Annotated in this window: 15 protein-coding genes; all 15 read left to right on the top strand. The window is 54.3% G+C overall.

Annotated elements, in window-relative coordinates:
- Positions 1–143: 143 nt before the first annotated feature.
- The 15 genes from AC097N_RS11460 to AC097N_RS11390 all read left to right on the top strand — a co-directional run bounded on the left by AC097N_RS11460 (position 144) and on the right by AC097N_RS11390 (position 18,614).
- Positions 144–713, top strand: a complete 570-nt coding sequence (locus tag AC097N_RS11460) for an XrtA/PEP-CTERM system exopolysaccharide export protein (RefSeq protein ID WP_479581231.1) — start codon at positions 144–146, stop codon at positions 711–713.
- 80 nt (positions 714–793) lie between these two features.
- On the top strand, positions 794–2,368 hold the full coding sequence (locus AC097N_RS11455) for an XrtA system polysaccharide chain length determinant (RefSeq protein WP_479581145.1): 1,575 nt from the start codon (positions 794–796) through the stop codon (positions 2,366–2,368).
- 7 nt (positions 2,369–2,375) lie between these two features.
- Positions 2,376–3,287, top strand: coding sequence for an XrtA-associated tyrosine autokinase (locus AC097N_RS11450; RefSeq protein ID WP_479581144.1), 912 nt, complete (start codon positions 2,376–2,378; stop codon positions 3,285–3,287).
- Between the two features lie 96 nt (positions 3,288–3,383).
- Entirely contained in the window at positions 3,384–4,841 is a 1,458-nt protein-coding gene (locus tag AC097N_RS11445; RefSeq protein ID WP_479581143.1) for a TIGR03016 family PEP-CTERM system-associated outer membrane protein, read from the top strand.
- 3 nt (positions 4,842–4,844) lie between these two features.
- Entirely contained in the window at positions 4,845–5,948 is a 1,104-nt protein-coding gene (locus AC097N_RS11440) for an XrtA/PEP-CTERM system-associated ATPase (protein ID WP_479581142.1), read from the top strand.
- The gene (gene wecB, locus AC097N_RS11435; RefSeq protein WP_479581141.1) at positions 5,948–7,102 is read left to right on the top strand and encodes a non-hydrolyzing UDP-N-acetylglucosamine 2-epimerase; all 1,155 of its coding nucleotides are present in this window, start codon (positions 5,948–5,950) and stop codon (positions 7,100–7,102) included. Before AC097N_RS11440 ends, wecB begins: the two co-directional genes overlap by 1 nt.
- Before the next feature lie 21 nt (positions 7,103–7,123).
- Complete coding sequence (locus AC097N_RS11430) at positions 7,124–7,987, top strand: XrtA system polysaccharide deacetylase (protein ID WP_479581140.1); 864 nt, start codon at positions 7,124–7,126, stop codon at positions 7,985–7,987.
- Positions 7,971–9,032 carry a FemAB family XrtA/PEP-CTERM system-associated protein gene (locus AC097N_RS11425; RefSeq protein ID WP_479581139.1) on the top strand — a complete coding sequence of 354 codons (1,062 nt, stop codon included), beginning with the start codon at positions 7,971–7,973 and terminating at the stop codon, positions 9,030–9,032. Before AC097N_RS11430 ends, AC097N_RS11425 begins: the two co-directional genes overlap by 17 nt.
- An 8-nt stretch (positions 9,033–9,040) precedes the next feature.
- Entirely contained in the window at positions 9,041–10,282 is a 1,242-nt protein-coding gene (locus AC097N_RS11420) for a TIGR03087 family PEP-CTERM/XrtA system glycosyltransferase (protein WP_479581138.1), read from the top strand.
- A complete protein-coding gene (gene xrtA / locus AC097N_RS11415; RefSeq protein WP_479581137.1) occupies positions 10,279–11,859 on the top strand; it encodes an exosortase A in 1,581 nt (526 codons plus the stop codon). Before AC097N_RS11420 ends, xrtA begins: the two co-directional genes overlap by 4 nt.
- Positions 11,860–11,886: 27 nt before the next feature.
- Positions 11,887–13,167, top strand: coding sequence for a nucleotide sugar dehydrogenase (locus AC097N_RS11410; RefSeq protein ID WP_479581136.1), 1,281 nt, complete (start codon positions 11,887–11,889; stop codon positions 13,165–13,167).
- 26 nt (positions 13,168–13,193) lie between these two features.
- Positions 13,194–14,354: a TIGR03088 family PEP-CTERM/XrtA system glycosyltransferase gene (locus tag AC097N_RS11405; protein ID WP_479581135.1), complete on the top strand. Its 1,161-nt coding sequence runs from the start codon at positions 13,194–13,196 to the stop codon at positions 14,352–14,354.
- Positions 14,355–14,368: 14 nt separating this feature from the next.
- Entirely contained in the window at positions 14,369–16,285 is a 1,917-nt protein-coding gene (locus AC097N_RS11400; protein ID WP_479581134.1) for an XrtA/PEP-CTERM system amidotransferase, read from the top strand.
- Positions 16,286–16,287: 2 nt separating this feature from the next.
- Positions 16,288–17,520, top strand: a complete 1,233-nt coding sequence (locus AC097N_RS11395; RefSeq protein WP_479581230.1) for a TIGR04063 family PEP-CTERM/XrtA system glycosyltransferase — start codon at positions 16,288–16,290, stop codon at positions 17,518–17,520.
- Positions 17,517–18,614, top strand: coding sequence for a glycosyltransferase family 4 protein (locus AC097N_RS11390; RefSeq protein WP_479581133.1), 1,098 nt, complete (start codon positions 17,517–17,519; stop codon positions 18,612–18,614). Before AC097N_RS11395 ends, AC097N_RS11390 begins: the two co-directional genes overlap by 4 nt.
- The last annotated feature ends 27 nt before the right edge of the window (positions 18,615–18,641 follow it).

Genomic DNA, 18,641 nt, shown 5'->3' with positions numbered 1-18,641 from the left:
TTCTCATCGTACAGGAGAATGCGCTATATTCCCACTAACTGCACATGTTTGAATGCAACTTGTATAGGGGATACGCTTTGATCAGTTCTTATACCAATATTAAAATCACAACTCGCTGGATTGCGTTTGGGTTTTTGTTCGGCTTGGTTTCAGGTTGTGCCGGTTTTTCGTCCAAGTACCCTCCGGCGCCAGTTGCCGCTGGCACAACGGATTACAACTACATCGTGGGTCCAGGTGACTCCTTGAATATTAGTGTATGGCGCAATCCCGAGCTCTCCATGTCAGTGCCTGTGCGGCCTGATGGCAAAGTCACTATGCCTTTGGTCGATGAGTTGGTTGCGCAAGGCAAGACTTCAGTAGAGATTGCTCGGGAAGTTGAAAAGGTTTTGGGTAAACTGGTGCGCGACCCTGTTGTGACCGTGATTGTTACTGGGTTCGTTGGTCCTTACAGTGAGCAAATTCGGGTGGTTGGCGAGGCTGCCAAGCCTCAAGCGTTGCCCTACAAGTTAAAGATGACTTTGCTTGATGTAATGATTGCCGTCGGCGGCCTAACGGACTTTGCTGATGGCAATGGTGCATCCATCACGAGGGTTTCAGAGGGTGACAAGCGTTATTCGGTGCGTATCAAAGACCTCATCAAGCGCGGCGACATATCGGCCAATGTCGAGGTTAAGCCGGGCGACATTCTGATCATTCCCCAGGGTTGGTTTTAACGCCAGCTTCATTTTTGGTAGCTGCTTCGCCTGACAGCGGTGCTGCAGTCTTTCAACTTTAATCAAAAAGACGCTATCTGATGGATGAGCTGATTGGCCAAATAGTAACCATTGCCAGAGGCATGTGGAAGCATCGCTGGCTTGGTGTAATGGTGGCCTGGATTGTTACGGCTATCGGATCCGTGGTGGTGCTGTCGGTGCCTGATAAATACGAGGCAACAGCCCGTATTTTTGTGGATACTCAGTCGATTTTGAAGCCCTTGATGTCGGGTTTGGCGGTGCAGCCCAATGTAGAGCAACAGGTGGCAATGCTGAGTCGCACGCTGATCAGTCGTCCCAATGTTGAAAAGCTCATTCGCATGGCAGACCTTGATTTGAAAAGTCAATCTAAGGGTGCGCAAGACGCATTGATTGATGGTTTGATGAGTACGCTTCAAATCCAAAATGTCGGCCGAGATAATCTTTACCTGCTGTCGTATCGTGATGCGAGTCCTGACAGGGCCAAAAAGGTGATTCAGTCCCTGCTGTCAATTTTCGTTGAATCCAGCTTGGGGGATACCCGGAAGGATTCTGATACGGCCAAAAAATTCATCGATGAGCAGATTAAGACCTACGTAGAAAAGCTGGAAGAGGCTGAAAAACGTTTAAAGGAATACAAGGTTCGAAACATTGAAATTCAAACCACTGATGGCAAAGATATGGCAGGGCAACTCAGTGGAGTGAGTAGTCAATTGAGTCAAGCCAGGCTGGAGTTGCGTGAGGCGGAAAATGCCCGTGACGCGGCAAAGCGGCAGTTAGAGGCCGAAAAATCGCAAAGTGCAGACATTACGTCGCGCAGTCTTCTGCAGGAGTCAGCCATGTCGATTTCGACCCCTGAAATCGATTCGCGCATTGATGCTCAGAAACGCAATCTGGACGGGTTGCTGCAGCGCTTTACCGATCAGCATCCTGATGTTTCGAATACAAGGCGTCTGATTAAAGAGCTTGAGGACATCAAGCGCAAAGAAGTGCAAGAATTGCGTAAAACCGCAATGGCTAATCCGTTGTCGTCGTCGACCAATAGTTTGGCTTATCAGGAGCTCAATCGCATGCTGGCCACCGCCGAGGTGCAAGTGGCATCTCTGCGAGCAAGGGTTGGAGAATACGAAGCCCGTTTCAGTCGGGCTCGTGAGTTGATGAAGACGGCGCCGCAAATTGAAGCTGAATATTCTCAGTTGAATCGTGATTACGAAATCAACAAGAAGAACTATAACGACCTTGTTTCTCGCAGAGAGTCTGCAGCCATGTCAGGCGAGCTGGACAGTGCCGCTGGCATAGCGGACTTTCGCCTGATAGACCCGCCGCGCGTTTCGCCTAAACCGGTAGCGCCAAATCGTCTGCTGCTGCTGCCCCTTGCTTTGTTGGCAGCGTTGGCTGCCGGGCTTTCAGTCGCCTTTATTACAAGTCAATTACGTGCCGTTTTTTACGATGCACGCTCCCTGAGAGATACGGTTGGGTTGCCTGTGCTTGGTGTGGTCACCTTGGTGATGGGTGAAAAGGCTTTGTTGAAAGAAAAATCTGATTTGAGGAGATTTCTGGGTGCTTCAGGTGGCTTGGTTGTGGTTTTTATTGCGGGGATGATCATTTTCTCCCTGCTGTCTGGGCGAGCAGGATGAACCAAATATGAGTAGCTTAATCGAGCAGGCAGCGCAACGCCTGGAGCAGCTTCGTGAGGCTGGTGCTGATATGCCTGCGATGTCGTTTCATACGACGCCATCTATTGTGGCCAGAAAGCCTGTGGTCGAGATGCCTGAGGGTCAACCAGCCCCTCTGTCTCGACGCGTTGAAATTGACTTGGACGCGCTCTCTGCGGCAGGTGTCGTCAGTCCCAATGCGCCGCGATCTCAAATTGCAGATCAATTTCGGGTGATCAAGCGGCCATTGATTCAAAACGCGATGGGCAAAGGCGCCTCGATAATCGCAAATGGCAATCTGATTATGGTTACGAGCGCGCTGCCCGGAGAGGGCAAGAGTTTTACCGCCATCAATTTGGCGCTAAGCATTGCCACCGAGCTAGATAACACTGTCATGCTCGTGGACGCCGATGTGGCGCGTCCCTCTGTCATGCGTGTACTGGGGCTTCCCTCTGGCCCAGGTCTGCTCGATTTGATACTTGACGAGTCGAAGGATATGTCAAGTATTTTATTGAGAACCAATATCGAGAAGCTGACTATTTTGCCCAGTGGAACGCCGCACGCGCGTGCTACAGAACTTCTCGCCAGCGACGCAATGATTCGGTTGTTGGATGATATGGCCAAGCGCTACGCCGACCGCATCATTGTTTTTGATTCGCCTCCACTTCTTCTAACTACAGAGGCGCGGGTGCTTGCATCCCATATGGGGCAGATCGTGGTGGTCGTGGAAGCCGAACGGACCTTGCAGTCAGAAGTTCAGCAAGCCCTTGCCACTATTGAGGCGTGCCCCGTGAAACTGATGTTGCTTAATCAGGCAAAAACAGTATTCATGGGCGTTGGTAGGCATGGAGCAGGATACGGATACGGATACGGATACGGACATGAGCAGCCGCAATCGTGATCATCTTTTCCGACACGTCATCTCATGATTTGTAGTTCGTTTTCTCGGCGAACCCGTCGAATCCGTGCTGAGGCAATTCCAGCAGTCCTTCTATTCTTGACATCGGCAGGGGCTTATGGTCAAGTGACTCTGACGCCGAGTGTTTCGATTTCTGAGACTCTGACCGACAACGTGCGCCTGAGCAATACGGGACAACAGGCGGAACAAATTACTGAAATCAGCGCGGGAATCCGCATCAATATTGACGGGGTAAAGCTTAAGACTTTTTTTGACTACTCCTTGAGTAATGTGATGTACGCACAAAACTCATCACCCAACCGTACCCAATTCCAAAACGGTCTCAATACATTTGGTACGTTAGAAGTGGTCGATAGCTGGGTTTTTGTTGATTTCAGTGGTTCCATATCACAGCAGGCGGTTTCTGCCTTTGGGAAACAGTCCATCGACAATACCGCCATCAATGCCAATAAAGCAGAGGTTGCCAATTACCGGTTTTCCCCCTACGTTCGAGGCCGATTTGGCGATATGGCCAGCTATGAGGCCCGTTACAGTCGTACCGTCACAAGCAGTGATGCAGCCGTTGGGTCGGGTGTCGCGACGGGCGATGGCTCCATCAGATTAAGCGGCGCCAGTGCATTCAGAAATCTTGGTTGGTCGACAGACCTCAGTCAGCAAATTGTTGACTACAGCGCCGGTCGCACCACGGAGTCTGATCGCTTCAGTTTTGGTTTGTCGTATCCGATAACGTCCCAATTGAACGTGTTTGCCAATGCTGGGCGTGAAGCCAACAACTTCACTACCTTCGATAAGCAAAGTTCTGGCACCAGTGGTTTTGGGGTGAACTGGTCGCCGTCAGAGATGACGAAGTTGTCAGTATCTCGTGGCCAGCGTTCATTTGGCGATACGCACAACTTGAGTTTTGCGTATCGCACGGCACGCACCGCGTGGTTATTTTCCGATTCCAAAGATGTTGCAGCAACACCAAGTCAGACAGGTATCGCAAGTCTCGGATCCATCTATGACCTTTTGTATCGTCAGTTTGAATCTTTAGAGCCAAATCCCGTCACGCGCGCGCAGTTGGTCAATGCATATTTGCAGGCCAATGGCATTAATCCCAATGCAGCAGTCGTCAGTGGTTTTTTGACGTCGGCAGTGTCCTTGCAACGTCGGCAAGACCTGTCCTTCGCACTGCTTGGTGTGCGAGACACTGTGACGTTTATTGCCACGCGAAGCGAGAGCAGCAGGCTTGACACATTGTCAACTGGTTTAGATGATCTTACAAACTCTTCGCTGGTTCGCCAGCGTGGCTTCAGCGTGAATTACTCGCATCGTTTGACGCCTGATTATTCTTTGGGTGTTCTTGTGTCACAGCAGAATACATCAGGCGAATTGAGCCTGCAAAACTCAACCCTGCGCTTTCTTAGCGTCAACGTAACCGGCAAAGTGGGCAGAAAGGCTTCCGCTTCTGTTGGGGCACGTCGCGTTGTTTCCGGCGGTAGCAATGCGCCTTACGTTGAAAACGCTGTTACCGGCAATTTGAATGTGCAGTTCTGACCCATGTATGAAGCTTTCTATGGCTTAAGCAGCAAACCTTTTCAGCTCAACCCTGACCCCAGTTTTTATTTTGGCAGCAAGCAGCACCGCCGGGCCAAGGCCTACCTTGAGTACGGCGTCCAGCGAAACGAAGGTTTCATTGTCATCACGGGTGAGGTGGGAGCGGGTAAAACTACCATTGTGCGAGGACTGCTTGCCAGTCTGGATCCCGAAAAGGTTGTCGCCGCCAACTTGGTGACTACGCAGCTTGACGCCGAAGACACCCTGCGCATGGTGGGCGCAGCATTTGGTGTGCGAGTCAAAGACGTTTCCAAAGTCGACGTGTTGATGGCCCTTGAGGCTTTTTTGGTCAATCAGACCAGCCAGGGGAGGCGTTGCCTGCTAATTGTCGATGAAGCGCAAAACCTAACCCCCCGAGCTGTGGAAGAGCTTCGCATGTTGTCGAATTTTCAGTTTGGTCAGCAAGCGCTGTTGCAGACATTTTTGGTGGGACAACCTGAGTTCCGTGCCATATTGCAAAGCCCCACTATGCAGCAACTCAGGCAGCGCGTTACTGCTACTTGCCATATCGGGCCACTGGATATGGAAGAAACGCAAGGCTATATTGAACACCGCCTGAAGTGCGCAGGTGCTTCTGGTCGCCCTGCCTTTGATTCGACGGCTTATGAAGCTATCTTTAATGCCTCCGGGGGTATTCCACGCCGTATCAACTTGATTTGTGACCGCTTGTGTTTATTGGGTTTCTTGGGTAATAAAGTCGCCTTTGGGTTGGATGATGTCAACGAAGTGGTGAGCGAAATTCACGATGAATCGGCGGTTCCTAACAATAGTGTGCGGCTAGATAGATCTGATTGGGACGATTCAGGTATCCAAGGTCTGACAACCACCGAGTCAGTCGATATTGATCTCGCCAATTTGCAGATAACCCCTGGTCTGGCTGGCACAATTTCCAGTCAGATTGACGGTTTGGGCGCCGAGCAATATGACGGCCGCTTGCGGCGCTTGGAGCGAAGTGTGCTTCGTCTTGAGCGTATCAACCTCGAAATCCTCGTTATGTTGCAAAAAATAGTCAACGCCGCCACAAAACCAAGCCAGGAGAGTAATTGATGAATAATTTGGGTCCTGTCATATGCGTGGTAGGTGCGCGACCCAATTTTATGAAAATGGCTCCCATTCTCAGGGCCATGGCAGCGCATGTTCCGCCGCTGCCCGTGCTGCTGGTGCATACCGGTCAGCATTACGACAAAGACATGAGTGATCGTCTGTTTGAAGATCTCCGCTTGCCGCGGCCGGACGTCAATCTTGAAGTAGGATCTGGCACACACGCCATTCAGACGGCGGAAGTTATGCGTAAGTTCGAGCCCGTTGTTGATGCCCACCAACCTTCCTGCGTGGCGGTAGTGGGGGATGTTAATTCAACACTTGCCTGCGCGCTGGTCGCCGTCAAAAAAGGGGTGCCGGTGGTGCACATAGAGGCAGGCCTGCGCAGTTATGACCGCACCATGCCAGAAGAAATCAACCGCATCCTCACCGATCAAATTTCTGACCGGCTCTACACCACAGAGCGCACTGCTGAAGATAATTTGCGCTTGGAAGGCATACCGGCAGACCGGGTTTGTTTTGCAGGTAACGTCATGATTGACTCAGTGGTGTTTGGTCGCGCCCATGCCCGCCGTGCAAAGGATACGCTGCAAGCCTGCGGCATTCAGCCCCTGATTTTAAGTCACCCGCTAGGCTATGGCGTTGTCACTTTGCATCGTCCCTCCAATGTGGACCATCCTGAAACCTTGCGTGCCTTGCTGGGGGTATTGGGTGAGGTGGCTGCCAGCTTGCCGTTGGTATTTGCCCTCCATCCCCGTACCCGTTGCAATATCGAACGCTATGGTTTGATGGACTTGATCGATCCTGCTCGTATGGTTTTATTACCGCCACAGGGTTACCTTGAAATGCTGGGCCTCATGGCAGGAGCTACGGTGGTACTCACCGACTCCGGTGGCCTGCAGGAGGAAACCACGGCGCTCGGCGTGCCTTGTCTGACTTTGCGGGAAAACACCGAGCGTCCTATTACAGTTGAGCAAGGTACCAACATCCTTGTGGGACGCGGCCGTGTTGCCATTCTTGGGTGCGTGCAAGAAATTCTGGCGGGTAAGGGCAAGCGTGGCCGCGTACCTGAATTTTGGGATGGACGCGCCGCCGAACGTATTGCCGCCGACCTTTACCCATGGTTGACACAGAAGCGAGCTGGATTGACCTCGAAGTAGGTCATTACATAGAAAAACGGTATGCCAGCTATTCCCATCACCAACGCATTGACAATTGATGTCGAAGACTATTTTCAGGTCTCCGCATTTGCACCGCACATTGCGCGCTCCGAGTGGAATATTCGTGAATGTCGCGTAGAGCGCAATATCAACTGCATTCTCGAAATGTTGGCCAATCACGATACAAAGGCAACTTTTTTTACCTTGGGCTGGATTGCCGAGCGTTACCCCCAGTTGGTGCGTCAAATCGTCCAGCAGGGGCATGAACTGGCCAGCCACGGCTATGGCCACGAGCGCGCCAGCGATCAGACCGAAGACGCTTTTTTTGCCGATATTCAGCTGGCCAAAATCATTCTGGAAGATTTGTCCGGAAGCGAAGTCAAGGGCTACCGCGCCCCAAGTTTTTCCATCGGTACCGGCAATCTCTGGGCTTTTGACTGCCTGACGCGGGCCGGGTACCGTTACAGTTCAAGCATTTATCCCATTCGGCACGACCACTATGGTATGCCGGATTCTCCTCGCTTTGTTCACGAAGTACGTCCGGGGTTGATGGAAATTCCCATTACCACTTTGAGGCTACTCAACCGTAACTTGCCTTCCAGTGGTGGTGGTTATTTCAGGTTGCTGCCCTATGCTCTATCACGTTGGATGCTCCGCCGAGTGAACACGAATGATCGCGAGTCGGGTATCTTCTATTTTCATCCTTGGGAAATTGACACCAAGCAGCCCCGTATTGCGGGTATCGGCAGCAAAACGCGCTTTAGGCATTACGTCAACATTGGCCGTATGGAAGGCCGTCTGAACCAGTTGCTGCGTGATTTCAGGTGGGGCCGCATGGACCATATTTTCCTGGACAGGTTTGCTAAGCATGTCGCTGTTGTCTGACCATCCTGTGCTGACCGTCAAACGCCTCTTGCCGCAAGACACTGCCACTGCCGCGCTGTGGGACGCGTTCGTCATGGCGTGCCCCGAAGCGACATTTTTTCACCGCGCCGGGTGGCAAAAAATTGTGCGCGATGTTTTTTCCCACGACACCTATTTTCTGTATGCGGAGGCCGATGGCTGTATCCAGGGGGTTCTGTCGCTAGGCCACGTCAACAGTTGGCTGTTTGGCAACTCGCTCACCAGCCTACCGTTTGCAGTGTACGGCGGCGTTGCTGCGGCGTCCGTACAGGCAGCAGAGGCCCTGGAACTTGAGGCCCAGCAAATTGCCCGGCGCCTGGGCGTTGCGCATCTTGAACTACGGAATGTAAATCCGCGCCACGCGGATTGGCCCACGCAAGATCTTTACGTTACTTTTCGCAAAGAAATATTCACTGAAGAAGAAGCCAACATGCTGGCCATACCGCGCAAGCAGCGCGCCATGGTGCGCAAAGGCATCAAGAACGGCTTGGTGAGTGAAATTGACAGTGGCGTAGACCGTTTTTTTGCCCTTTATGCCGATAACGTTCACCGCCATGGCACACCCGCCATGCCCAAGAAATACTTTAAAGCCCTATTTGCAGAGTTTGGTGCTGATTGCGAAGTGCTTACCGTGACCGCACCAGACGGTCGCCCACTTAGCAGCGTGTTGAGCTTCTACTTTCGCGATGAGGTCTTGCCCTACTACGCGGGCGACGACGAATCCGCCCGCGACCTCGCGGGTAACGATTTCAAATACTGGGAGTTGATGCGTCGCTCCTGCGCGCGCGGGCTCAAGGTATTCGACTATGGCCGCAGCAAACAGGGCACAGGCTCGTTCTCATTCAAAAAGAACTGGGGCTTTGAGCCCAAGCCCTTGCACTACGAGTATTGCCTCTACAAGCGCGATGCCATACCGCAAAACAACCCGTCCAATGCCAAGTACAGGCTGCTGATCACTACGTGGCGCCGCATGCCCATTGGTCTGGCCAACTGGTTGGGCCCGTTTATTGTGCGCAACCTCGCCTGACAGCCACCATGGCCAATCTGCTTTACCTGGTGCATCGGCTGCCTTTCCCCCCCAACAAGGGCGACAAGGTTCGTTCCTACCACTTACTCAAACATCTGACGGCTCAGCACCGTGTTTTCTTGGCTACCTTTGTGGATGATCCTGCCGACAACGCTTACATTGATACTGTGCGGGCGATGTGCGCTGATCTGCATGTTGCGCGCCTCATCCCCCGCATCGCCAAGTTGTGCAGCCTCACCGGCTTATTGACGCACCAGGCGCTAAGCTTGCGTTACTACCACGACGCTCCTCTGCAAGCCTGGGTCAACAAGACGCTGGCTGAACACGAAATACATGCCACGGTGGTCTTTTCATCCGTCATGGCGCAGTATGTTGAAGGTGGGCCTGGCGTCATTCGCCCCCCCATGCTGGTCGATTTTGTCGATGTGGATTCGGCCAAGTGGACCCAATATGCTGCCAATCATCGGTGGCCTTTGTCATGGCTGTACCGACGTGAGGGTGTGCGACTGTTGGCCTATGAACGTGCTGTGGCGGCACGCTCGCAGCGTTCATTTTTTGTCACAGACAACGAAACAGCCTTGTTTCAAAAAATGGCGCCTGAATGTAAAGGCAAGGTTGAGCCCATGAGCAACGGCGTTGATGCAGATTACTTTTCGCCCGATCCGGTACGCAAGTCACCCTTTGAAGTCGACCAGTTGCAGCAATCGCAAATTCCACTGGTGTTCACCGGAGCCATGGACTACTGGCCCAACATCGATGCCGTCACCTGGTTTGTGCATGACATCCTGCCCGCATTGCGTCAGGCGTGGCCACAATTGCGCTTCTACATCGTGGGCCGCAGTCCACCTCCATCAGTTTTGGCCTTGGCGTCCGATGTGGTCGTGGTCACTGGCACCGTGCCCGATGTCCGCCCCTATCTGCAACATGCGGCCGTCGTCGTTGCACCCTTGCGCGTGGCGCGTGGCATTCAAAACAAGATTTTGGAAGCCATGGCCATGGCGTGCCCGGTAGTGGCGTCGCGGTCTTGTGTTGACGCCATTGATGCACTGACCGGTGAAGAACTTATCTCTGCCGCAGAGGACAACGACTTTGTTCGCGAAATTCACGCGTTGTTGAAAACACCCGCCCGGGCTGCTGCCATTGGTCAGTCTGGAAGACAACGGGTGGTCAAAAGCTACAGTTGGGCCGCACACCTCGGAGGTATAGACCGTTATCTGGATGCCAAACCACTTGCACGAGAGAACGCATGAACATAATTGCTGATAAGCACGCGGGTCAGAATCGTTCGAGTTGGGAGCAGCCATGGCGTCAAGCATTGGTCACACTGATCTTGCTGGTGGTTTGGACGCTGTTCCTTTACCGCGATACCGGTATCGCCATGGTGACAATTTGGGCTCGTTCTGAAACCTTTACCCACGCTTTTTTGGTTCCTCCCATTTCGTTGTGGCTCGTCTGGCGACAGCGCAGTGTCATTGCAGCGTATTCACCCCGGCCGACACTCTGGGTTCTTCTTGTCATCGCTTGTACTGCCTTTGCGTGGCTTCTGGGCGATTTGGTAGCTGCCAATGCTGTTACCCAACTGGCTCTTGTAGCGCTGCTGATTTTGACCGTGCCTGCCGTGTTGGGTTTATCTATCACCCGGTTGATCATGTTTCCGCTGGGTTTTTTGTTTTTTGCCGTGCCAATTGGCGAGTTTTTCATGCCCCAACTCATGGAGTGGACGGCGAATTTCACTGTCTTTGCCCTGCGCCTGAGCGGCATTCCTGTTTATCGTGAAGGGCTTCAATTCGTCATTCCTTCTGGCAACTGGTCTGTGGTTGAGGCTTGTAGCGGTGTGCGGTACTTGATTGCATCGCTAACCGTAGGCACCCTTTTTGCCTACCTCAACTACCAATCTACTCAGCGACGCATTCTGTTCGTGATGGTTTCCATTTTGGTGCCTATCATTGCCAACTGGATGCGCGCCTTCATGATCGTCATGTTGGGGCACCTCTCCGGAAACAAACTTGCGGTTGGGGTTGATCATCTGATTTACGGCTGGGTCTTTTTTGGGCTCGTCATTATGCTGATGTTCATCCTTGGCGCCCGCTGGGCTGAGTCCGAAAAAGTAGTGGCCGTAAGGGCCTCGGCGGTCGCCGTGCAGAACCCTTCCGTGACCGCTGCAACGTTATGGATAACGGCGGCCTGCTTTGCGGCGCTTGTAGCATTGCCTCACATCGCATTATTGGCTATGGACCGCGGCGAAGGCGCTGAACTTGCTCGATTTACCGCTCCGGCGGCTCTGAGCCCAGGTTGGCAAAATGTTAGTCCGGGCGGTGAGGGCTTCAAGCCAGCTTTCCAAAATTCATCTGGCGAAATTAACGACAGTTATGCCAACCAGGGCCGCGTGGTGGGGCTATATTTAGGCTATTACCGCCATCAGAATTACGTCCGCAAGTTGGTTAGTTCCAGCAATGTGCTGGTTGTCAGCAAAGACCCCCAATGGGCCCAAGTGGCCAACGCTAGCCGCGTCGTCACAATGGACGGCAAGTCTGTTGCTGTGCGAACGGCGGAGCTGCGTGGGGCTGCTTTGACGGATCAAGTCAGTGCTGGCGGTCTGGTTGTTTGGCAGATTTATTGGGTAAACGGAACTATTACGGCCAGCGATTACCTCGCCAAAATTTTTAGTGCAATCTATCGTTTGATGGGGCGTGGCGATGACTCCGCAGTCATCATCGTTTACACATCTAAGGACCAGCCGGGCAAGGCTGAAGACGTGTTGGAATCCTTTTTGTCAGCCAACTACGCGGTCATCAATGAACTGTTGCGCAAGACGCAACGGCAGTGATTTTATAAATTCTATGGAGATTTTGCAATGACTGTGGTTGCTGTAATTGGTTTGGGCTATGTGGGCTTGCCACTGGTGGTGGAGTTTGGCAAACACTATCGCACTATTGGGTTTGACATCGCCGAGTCCAAGGTTGAGTCATGCCTCAATGGTGTTGACCCTTCCCGTGAATTGTCGGACGATGAAATGAGTGCTTCACCCCATGCGGTATACACGGCAGACCCCACCTTGCTGGCCGAGGCGGACATCATCGTCGTGGCAGTCCCCACCCCGGTCGATAACGCCCATATTCCGGATTTTCGACCACTGATTGGCTCCAGCACCAGCGTGGGTCGCCACATGAAAAAGGGTGCCACCGTGGTTTACGAATCCACGGTTTATCCCGGCGCTACTGAAGAGGTTTGCATTCCCGTGCTGGAGCGCGAGTCGGGCCTGAAGTGGAAGCAAGACTTTTTTGTAGGTTATTCGCCGGAGCGCATCAACCCCGGTGACAAAGAACACACCCTCACCAAAATCCTAAAAGTTGTCTCGGGCGATACCCCCGAGACGCTGGATAAAGTAGCCAAGCTGTATGAGACCATCATCGTGCCAGGTGTCCATCGTGCCTCCAGCATCAAGGCCGCAGAAGCCGCCAAGGTGATTGAGAACACCCAGCGCGATTTGAATATTTCGCTGATGAATGAGCTGGCCATCATTTTCGATAAACTCGGCATCGACACCACCGAGGTGCTCGAGGCCGCTGGCACCAAATGGAATTTCCTTAAATTCAAACCGGGCCTAGTGGGCGGCCATTGCATCGGCGTTGACCCTTATTACCTGACCCACAAGGCCGAGATGCTGGGCTACAACCCGCAAGTGATTTTGGCGGGCCGACGCATCAATGACGGCATGGGCAAGTTCATTGCAGAGCAGACCATCAAGCACATGATTGCGGCCGGTAGTTACATTAAAGGCGCCAAGGTCAACGTGCTCGGGCTCACCTTCAAGGAGAATTGTGGCGACCTGCGCAATTCCAAGGTCATCGACATCATCAACGAACTCAAGTCCTATGGTGTCGAAGTATTTGTGACAGACCCGCAGGCTGAGTCGGATGAAGCCATGCATGAGTATGGTGTGCCTTTGTTGCCCTGGATTGAACTGCCCCGGGCAGATGCCATCGTGGCGGCCGTCGCCCACAAAGAATTCGCCGTGCTGACCATGGATGATTTCGCAAAAAAACTGGTCAAAGGTGGTGCGTTCATTGACGTTAAAGCGGCTTTCGACCGCAGCGCTATCGTAGGCGCTGGTTACAAACTTTGGCGCCTGTAAAGGCAAAGCGATTCCAAAGGCCGTGCATGCAAGGTGACAAACGTCCACTCGTACTTCATGTGATGTACCGCTTCGATACCGGTGGTCTTGAGAACGGCATTGTCAACCTCATCAACCACATGCCACCCGATGCTTACCGACACGCTGTGCTGGCCCTGACCGAAGTTACAGATTTCCACCAGCGCATCCAACGCAGCGATGTTGAATTCATTTCTCTGCGTAAACCCCCCGGCCATGGCGTCTGGCAGTACCCCAAATTGTTCAAACTGTTTAGACAGTTGCGCCCCGCCATCGTGCACAGTCGCAACCTCGCCGCGCTCGAAGTGCAGGCTCCGGCCTGGGCGGCCGGTGTGCCGGTTCGTATTCACGGTGAACACGGCCGCGACGTGGGAGATCTGGACGGCAGCAATGTCACCTACCAGCGGGTACGTCGTTTTTACAAGCCCTTGGTTCACCACTACATGGCCTTGTCGCGTGATCTGGCTGACTATTTGGTGGACAAAGTACGTGTTCCGCAAGAAAAAATCACGCAAGCCTATAACGGGGTCGATGCCGAACGCTTCTACCCGTCTCCCGCCGGGCCCCAGTCCATTGTCGGCTGCCCTTTTAATCCGGCGCAGCACTGGCTGGTGGGTACTGTGGGCCGCATGCAAACCGTCAAAGACCAGGTTATGCTGGCGCACGCTTTTGTGCAAGCTCTTGCGATGGCCCCTCAACTCCGGTCCTGCATGCGACTGCTCATGGTCGGGGATGGTCCGTTGCGAACGCAGGCCCAAGCCGTGTTGGAGGCCGCAGGCGTGGCTCACTTGGCGTGGTTACCTGGTGAGCGCAGCGACGTGCCGGACATCATGCGTGGCCTGCACGCCTTCGCCTTGCCTTCACTGGCGGAGGGCATCTCCAACACTATTCTGGAGGCCATGGCCAGTGGTTTGCCGGTAATTGCTACGGCAGTGGGCGGCAACGCCGACCTGGTGATGCAGGGGCAGACCGGCTATGTGGTTCCCTCTGCCAATCCACAGGCCACAGCGCACCAATTGGTGCGGTTTGCCTCCAATCCCGAGCTGGCCCGCAGCATGGGCCAGGCGGGCCGCCACCGTGTGCAGGCCACTTTCAGCATGCAGGCGATGGTGTCCACTTACCAGTCTGTGTATGACCAGCAATTGGGTCGTGTACCCCCCATTCAATAACATCACCAGACATCATGTGCGGTATTACCGGTATTTTTGACACCCGCGGCAGCAGCGATATCAGTCGCGACGTGCTCCAACGCATGAACGACTCGCAGTTGCACCGCGGCCCCGACGAAGGCAGTCTGCACATTGAGCCCGGTGTGGGCCTGGGCCATCGGCGCCTGTCCATCATCGACATTGCCACCGGGCAGCAACCTTTGTTCAATGAAGACGGGTCCGTTGTGGTTGTCTTTAACGGCGAGATCTATAACTACCAGCAACTCATTCCCGAACTGCAGGCGCTAGGCCATGTGTTTCACACCAAGAGCGATACCGAAGTCATCGTCCATGCTTGGGAATCCTGGGGTGCCGACTGCGTCAAGCGGTTTCGCGGCATGTTTGCCTTTGCCCTGTGGGATCGCAACCAACAAACCTTCTTCATGGCGCGCGACCGCCTGGGCGTCAAGCCCATGTATTACGCGCTGCTGGACGATGGTACCTTGTTGTTCGGTTCTGAGCTCAAATCGGTACTTGCCCACGGCGGGCTGCGACGTGATATTGACCCGCTGGCAGTAGAGGAATACTTTGCACTGGGTTATGTGGCCGAGCCGCGCACCATCTTCAAGCAAGCTCAAAAACTCTCACCCGCCCACACCCTCACTGTTCAGCGCGGTCAACTCATTCCGGAGCCAGTGGCATATTGGGATGTCAAGTTCAGCCTGGATAACCCCATCTCTGAAGCCGATGCTCAGGCCGAATTGGTGCAGCGCCTGAAAGAATCTGTGCGCTTGCGCATGATTGCTGAAGTGCCACTCGGCGCCTTTCTGTCAGGTGGTGTTGACAGCAGTGCCGTGGTGGCCGTCATGGCCGGTTTGTCGAACGAGCCTGTCAATACCTGCTCGATTGGCTTCGACGACCCCGTCTTCAACGAGTCTGTCTTTGCCCAAACCGTGGCCGATCGATACCACACCAATCACCGGTTAGAGGTTGTCAAAAGTGACGACTTTGACTTGATCGATACCTTGGCTCGCCTCTATGACGAGCCCTACGCTGACAGCTCGGCCATTCCCACTTACCGCGTCTGTCAGTTGGCGCGCAAGCACGTCACAGTGGCGTTGTCGGGTGATGGCGGCGACGAATCTTTAGGCGGCTACCGCCGCTACCGCATGCACCTGATGGAAGAGCACATGCGCAGCGCTTTGCCTATGGGGGTGCGGCGCCCCTTATTTGGTACGCTAGGTAGGCTCTACCCCAAGGCCGACTGGGCGCCGCGCATGTTTCGCGCCAAAACCACCTTTGAGGGGCTGGCGCGCAACTCCGTAGAGGCTTATTTTCACACCGTGTCCATTTTGCGAGGCCCGATGCGGGATGCATTGTTTAGCCAAAGTTTCAAGACCGAACTAGCGGGTTACAACGCGCAAGAAGTCTTTGATCGTCATGCCGCCAATGCCGGCACCGATGACCCATTGGCACTGATCCAGTACCTTGACCTGAAAACCTACTTGGTCGGCGACATCAACACCAAGGTAGACCGGGCCAGTATGGCCCATTCGCTTGAAGTGCGTGAGCCGCTGATGGACCACGAGTTGGTTGACTGGCTTGCCACGCTGCCATCCAGTTACAAAATCAAAGGCCAGGAAGGTAAGTACATCTTTAAAAAATCCATGGAGACTTATCTGCCTAACGATGTGTTGTACCGGCCAAAAATGGGCTTTTCAGTCCCGCTGGCGCGTTGGTTTCGTGGCCCTTTGAAACAACGCGTGCGCGATGCCGTGTTGGGCGAGCGGTTGGCCAGTACCGGCTGGTTCAATAGAACCTACTTGCAGCATTTGGTGGAGGGTCATCAGTCTGGTGCCCATGATTTCAGTGCCCCACTCTGGACGCTGCTGATGTTTGAAGCTTTTTTACGCCAAGTGGTTGATGCACCCGTTGTGGCGACTGCACCATGAGTTTGCGTATCCTCCACGTTCTTGACCACTCCATTCCGTTGCACAGCGGCTACACCTTTCGCACGGCCGCACTTTTGCGTGAGCAGCGTGCTTTGGGTTGGGAGACCTTTCATGTCACGTCCCCCAAGCAAGGTCAGACTAAAGCGGCTGAAGAAGATGTGGACGGCTTGCATTTTTATCGCACGCCGTCTGGCTCAGGACTATTGGCCGACCTGCCCGTAGTGAGGGAAGTTACCCTGATGAACGCACTGGTCCGGCGCCTGGAAGACGTCGCTCGCCAAGTCAAGCCCGATATCATTCACGCCCACTCGCCGGTGCTCAACGCGCTGCCCGCTCTCAAGGTGGGCCGCAAACTGGGCATACCAGTGGTGTATGAAATACGTGCGTTTTGGGAAGATGCTGCGGTGGACCATGGCTCTACCAATGAGGGTAGCCTGCGCTACCGTGCCACCCGCGGCCTTGAAACCCGTGCCATCCAGCGTGCCGACCATGTGTTTACCATTTGCGAAGGCTTACGCGCCGACATCGTGGCGCGTGGCGTGGCCAGTTCCAAAGTCACCGTCATCCCCAACGCGGTCAACGTCAATGCGTTCAATCTGGCAAGTCCTCCAGATCCGGCATTGCTGGCGCAGCTGAACCTCAGCGGTTGTACCGTTATTGGGTTTATCGGCTCGTTTTATGCCTATGAAGGGCTTGATTTGCTGCTGGCAGCCCTGCCGGCGCTTATCAAGGCTCGACCTGATGTCAAAGTTTTGTTGGTAGGCGGTGGCGTGCAGGAAGCCAACCTGCGCCAGCAAGCACAGCATCTTGGCGTGGCCGACAAAGTGGTGTTTGCAGGCCGTGTGCCGCATCAGGACGTCAACCGCTATTACGACCTCATCAAGGTGCTGGCTTACCCGCGCCATCCCATGCGCCTGACGGAACTGGTCACGCCGCTCAAACCGCTAGAAGCCATGGCCCAAGGCCAGTTGTTTGTCGCCTCGGATGTGGGTGGGCACAAAGAACTCATTGAACACAACAAAACCGGTGTGCTGTTTGAGGCGGGCAGCGCCGAGGCCCTGGCACAGGCGCTGCTACGCCTGCTCAACAACCCCACCTTGTGGCCCGTGCTTAAGACCAATGGTCGCGAGTACGTGGAAGATGTGCGCAACTGGAAGAACAGTGTGGCCAACTATGTGGAGCCGTACAAAAAGCTTGTTCCGCAAAAAACCCAGTCTGTTGAGGCATTCTCATGAGCATTCAAGGCATGTCAGGACTGCGTCTTGGCCTCGTCGGGCCGCTGCCGCCACCATCGGGTGGCATGGCCAACCAGACGCGACAATTGGCTGAGTTGTTGACCGCAGCCGGTGCCAAAGTGACCACCGTGCAAGTCAATGCACCTTATCGTCCCAAATGGGTGGGTGGCGTGCCAGTGTTGCGTGCCGTGTTTCGGCTCTTTCCTTATCTGGCAAACCTTTGGCGCACTGCGGGCCACGTCGACATGTTTCACATCATGGCCAACTCCGGCTGGTCGTGGCATTTGTTTGCCGCACCGGCCGTGTGGATGGCACGCAGCCGTGGCGTGCCGGTAGTCATCAATTACCGGGGCGGTGAAGCCGCTGAATTTCTCAAGCGCGCTGGGCCGCTGGTGCGCTTCACCATGCGCCAGACGCGGACGTTGGTTGTACCTTCTGGTTTTTTGCAGGCTGTGTTTGTCCGCTTTGGAATGCCAGCCAGCATTGTTCCCAACATCATTGACCTCAGCCGTTTCCGTCCGCGCAACCCGGTTCGCGTAGTCGTCCCACATCTGATCGTGGCCCGCAACCTTGAGCCGCTTTATGACAACCTCACGGCCATCCGTGCATTTCAGACCGTTCAAGCTGCATTTCCGCAAGCCCGCCTGACCATCGCTGGCAGCGGCCCTGAAGAGCAACACCTGCGCCAGTCTGTTCATGAAATGGGGCTGACCCACGCCGTGCAATTCGCTGGCCGCCTGGAGCGTGACGCCATGGCCGCGCTTTACCGCAGTGCTGACATCATGCTCAACCCTAGCTTGGCCGACAACATGCCCAACTCCGTGTTGGAAGCCTGGGCAAGTGGTGTGCCCGTGGTCAGTACCAATGTGGGTGGTATTCCCCACTTGGCGCAGCATGGGGTGACTGCCGATTTGGTGCCGCCAGCAGACCCAGCCGCCATGGCCCACGCGTGTATCACTTTATTGTCAGATGCAAAGCTTTGGCAACAGCGCGCTGAGGCCGGCCTGCAAGAGGCGCAACGCTACACTTGGAATCGTGTGCAGCCCGTGTTGGGCAATGTATATCGGCAAGCTATTGCACAGCCAACGCGCTGACCAACCGGAGTTGATGTGGGTTTGTAT

The organism is Rhodoferax sp. LS1R11 (assembly GCF_056521395.1).
This window is presented reverse-complemented; position numbering and strand designations above follow the sequence as displayed.

Bases quoted from the DNA above. Each gene is read 5' to 3' on its own strand.
- AC097N_RS11410 (WP_479581136.1), top strand. From the start codon at position 11,887: ATGACTGTGGTTGCTGTAATTGGTTTGGGCTATGTGGGCTTGCCACTG.
- xrtA (WP_479581137.1), top strand. From the start codon at position 10,279: ATGAACATAATTGCTGATAAGCACGCGGGTCAGAATCGTTCGAGTTGG.
- AC097N_RS11390 (WP_479581133.1), top strand. From the start codon at position 17,517: ATGAGCATTCAAGGCATGTCAGGACTGCGTCTTGGCCTCGTCGGGCCG.
- AC097N_RS11450 (WP_479581144.1), top strand. From the start codon at position 2,376: ATGAGTAGCTTAATCGAGCAGGCAGCGCAACGCCTGGAGCAGCTTCGT.
- AC097N_RS11405 (WP_479581135.1), top strand. From the start codon at position 13,194: ATGCAAGGTGACAAACGTCCACTCGTACTTCATGTGATGTACCGCTTC.
- wecB (WP_479581141.1), top strand. From the start codon at position 5,948: ATGAATAATTTGGGTCCTGTCATATGCGTGGTAGGTGCGCGACCCAAT.
- AC097N_RS11425 (WP_479581139.1), top strand. From the start codon at position 7,971: ATGTCGCTGTTGTCTGACCATCCTGTGCTGACCGTCAAACGCCTCTTG.
- AC097N_RS11400 (WP_479581134.1), top strand. From the start codon at position 14,369: ATGTGCGGTATTACCGGTATTTTTGACACCCGCGGCAGCAGCGATATC.
- AC097N_RS11430 (WP_479581140.1), top strand. From the start codon at position 7,124: ATGCCAGCTATTCCCATCACCAACGCATTGACAATTGATGTCGAAGAC.
- AC097N_RS11440 (WP_479581142.1), top strand. From the start codon at position 4,845: ATGTATGAAGCTTTCTATGGCTTAAGCAGCAAACCTTTTCAGCTCAAC.
- AC097N_RS11455 (WP_479581145.1), top strand. From the start codon at position 794: ATGGATGAGCTGATTGGCCAAATAGTAACCATTGCCAGAGGCATGTGG.
- AC097N_RS11420 (WP_479581138.1), top strand. From the start codon at position 9,041: ATGGCCAATCTGCTTTACCTGGTGCATCGGCTGCCTTTCCCCCCCAAC.